This is a genomic window from Asanoa iriomotensis, assembly GCF_016862515.1.
GTDB classification, from domain to species: Bacteria; Actinomycetota; Actinomycetes; order Mycobacteriales; family Micromonosporaceae; genus Asanoa; species Asanoa iriomotensis.
Genome location: NZ_BONC01000168.1, coordinates 1 through 2,652, shown reverse-complemented (window position 1 = coordinate 2,652; position 2,652 = coordinate 1). Strand labels below are relative to the sequence as shown.

Annotated in this window: 3 protein-coding genes; 1 reads left to right on the top strand and 2 read right to left on the bottom strand. The window is 74.1% G+C overall.

Annotation, left to right across the window (positions count from 1 at the left end; all coding sequences use genetic code 11):
* Window positions 1-873: SLOG cluster 4 domain-containing protein (locus tag Air01nite_RS40765; protein WP_203708886.1), on the bottom strand; the 873-nt coding region annotated here is incomplete at its 3' end.
* A 90-nt stretch (window positions 874-963) separates the two neighbouring features.
* Between Air01nite_RS40765 and Air01nite_RS40760 the strand changes: the two genes are divergently transcribed.
* Window positions 964-1,389 (top strand): DUF3151 domain-containing protein, encoded by a 426-nt coding sequence (locus tag Air01nite_RS40760; RefSeq protein ID WP_203708884.1) that lies wholly within the window; start codon window positions 964-966, stop codon window positions 1,387-1,389.
* Here the strand turns inward: Air01nite_RS40760 and Air01nite_RS40755 are convergent.
* Window positions 1,386-2,652, bottom strand: a 1,267-nt coding sequence (locus tag Air01nite_RS40755; RefSeq protein ID WP_505606730.1) for a MinD/ParA family ATP-binding protein, incomplete at its 5' end; no start/stop codon positions are given. The genes Air01nite_RS40760 and Air01nite_RS40755 overlap by 4 nt on opposite strands.

Here is a 2,652-nt window from a genome sequence, read left to right as displayed (position 1 = left end):
GATCCGGCCGGCGAACAGGTTGGCCGGCTCGTGGCCGTAGAGCCAGGTCGGGATCGCCAGGCCGCCCTGCCGCGCCCAGTCGTCGCCGGAGGGCGCGAACCGCTCGCGGACCCGCAGCGCCGCGGCGGTGAACGGGTCGTGGTCGAGGAAGTCGGGCGCCACCGCCAGCTCGTCGATCGCGCTGGTCAGGTCCTGCTCCGAGCGACCTGACAGGTACGAGCCGAGGTTCGCCGCCTCCATCACGCCCGGCCCGCCGCCGGTCACCACGAGCTGGCCGGCCCGGGTCAGCTCCCAGCCGAGGGTGGCGGCGAGCCGGTACGGCGCCGATCCGCGGGGCACCGCGTGGCCGCCCATCACGCCGACGACAGTGTCGGCGCCGTGCTCGGCGATCCAGCTCTTCGTCACGTCGGCCAGGCCGTTGTCGATCGCGTGGTCGTGCAGCCGCTGCGCCAGCGCCTCGCGGATCTCGGGGGTCGCGCCACCCGCCGCCCGGAAGTGCTCGTAGACCACCGTGTCGTACATGCCGGCGAAGCCGCCCGTGGCGAAGCCGGCCGACAGGTCCTGCGGGGTGTAGAGCCGGGACGGGTGGCTCGGGTACGGCAGCGCCGGGAAGCCGGGAATCACGTGCGCGCCGCCGAGCACCAGCGCCGCCTCGACCTGCGGTGTCGCGAACCGGCAGCCGACGAACAGCGTGTCGGTCACGTCGACGCCCGCCAGCTCCGGGATCGGGTCCAGGTCGAGGCGCAGGCCCTGCACGGTCAGGCCGGCGAGGCTGCCCTGGCGCAGGTGCTGGTCGAGCTCGGCCCGCGACTCGATCTCGTTCGGGGTCGAGTCGGGCAGGGCGGTGATGTCGGCGGGAGGTGGGGTCGGCACGGAAGACAACGTACGCGAGAGCCGCACGCGTGACGAAAGCCTCACTCGTTGCGTCACCGTCCTCCGCGCAAGCCACGGTTGAATGTGCTGATGCAGAACCTGATGCCCGAGCCGCCGGCGACCCTGCTCCCGGTTGACGAGGCGGCGGAGGCCGCCCTGGAGGCGGCCGCCAAGGACGGCAGCGACGCCGCCTACGAGCACGCCGCGGCCGAGCACCCAACGTCGAGCGCGGCCTGGGCGGCGCTCGCCCAGCGGGCCCTCGACGAGGGTCGCGCGGTCACCGCGTACGCGTACGCCCGCACCGGCTACCACCGCGGCCTGGACCAGCTCCGTCGCAACGGCTGGAAGGGGCATGGCCCGGTGCCGTGGTCGCACGAGGGCAACCGGGGTTTCCTGCACAGCCTCTACGTGCTCTCCCGCGCCGCGGACCAGATCGGCGAGTCCGACGAGGCCGCGCGCTGCGCCCAGTTCGTCCGCGACTGCGACCCGGCCGCCGCCGACGCCCTGGGCGGCTAGAGGCCCTCGGCGACCGCCGCGGCGATCTTCAACCAGGCGTCGCGGCTCTCACGGCTGAGGCTGCCGTACTGCAGCGGTTCGCCGGTGTCGATCAACCGCTCGTAGGGCGCGAGCAGCACCGCCCGGGTGCGCGCCGCGAAGTGGTTCTCGATGGGCGGCAGGTCGATCTCGCGGCGGGACGGCGGCATCGAGACCACGGTGACGGCCTGCCGGACGAGCCGGTGGCGGCCGGTCTGCTCGAGGTGGTCGAGCATCCGCGCCGCGGTCTCTGCGGAGTCGTTGCGGGCTGACATGGTCACGACGAGCTGGTCGGTCGCGTCGATCGCGGCCTGCCAGTTCTGCGCGCGTACGTTGTTGCCCGTGTCCACGAAGATCAACTTGTAGAAGCGGCTGACCACGTCGCGGATGTGCGCGAACGCGGCGGCGGTGAGCATCTCGCCGGCCGTGGCCGACTCGTCGGACGCGAGCACGTCGAACATGCCCTCGCCCTGCGCCCGCACGTACTGCGAGAGGTCGCCGACCCGGCCCTGCGCCCCCCGGAACTGGGCGAGGTCGCGCAGCAGGTCGCGCACGGTGCGGTTGTGGAAGTCCTGCTGGGCGCGCATGCCGAGCGTGCCCTGGGTCTCGTTGTTGTCCCAGGCCAGCACGTAGCCGCCGCGCTTCTGGCCGAACGTCATCGCGAGCAGCAGGATCGCCACGGTCTTGCCCGCGCCGCCCTTGGGGTTGACCACCGTGACCTGGCGCAGGCCGCCGAAGTTGCGGCGGATCGTGTCGACCTCCTGGCGCCGCTCGCGCTCGTGTGCCCCGGGCGGCAGCTTGACCAGGCCCATCGAGGAGCGGTTGAGCACCGCGCGCACGCCGCTCGTGGCCACCGGATCTGGCGCGCGCATGGCCCGGCGGCGGGCGAAGTCGTCGGCGGTCGGCACCGCGCCGTCCGGCGCCCACTCGGTGCGCGGGCTGGCGGTCGCGGGCGGGACCGACGGCGTCGGCATCCGGTAGACGCCTTGTTGCGGCACCTCGACGACACCGGGCGCGATCTCACCTGGTGCGGGCGCCGGGTTCCCCTGCGCCGGCGGCTCGGCCGCTGGTGGGACTTGTCTCGGCGCCGCGACCGGCTGTTCCGGCGGCATGACCGGCTGCGGCGCCGGTGGGACCGCGTGCGGCGCCGGCATGACCGGCTGCGGCGCCGGTGGGACCGCGTGCTGCGCCGGTGGGACCGCGTGCGGTGCCGGTGGGACTGCTTGCGGCGCGGGTGGGACCGCG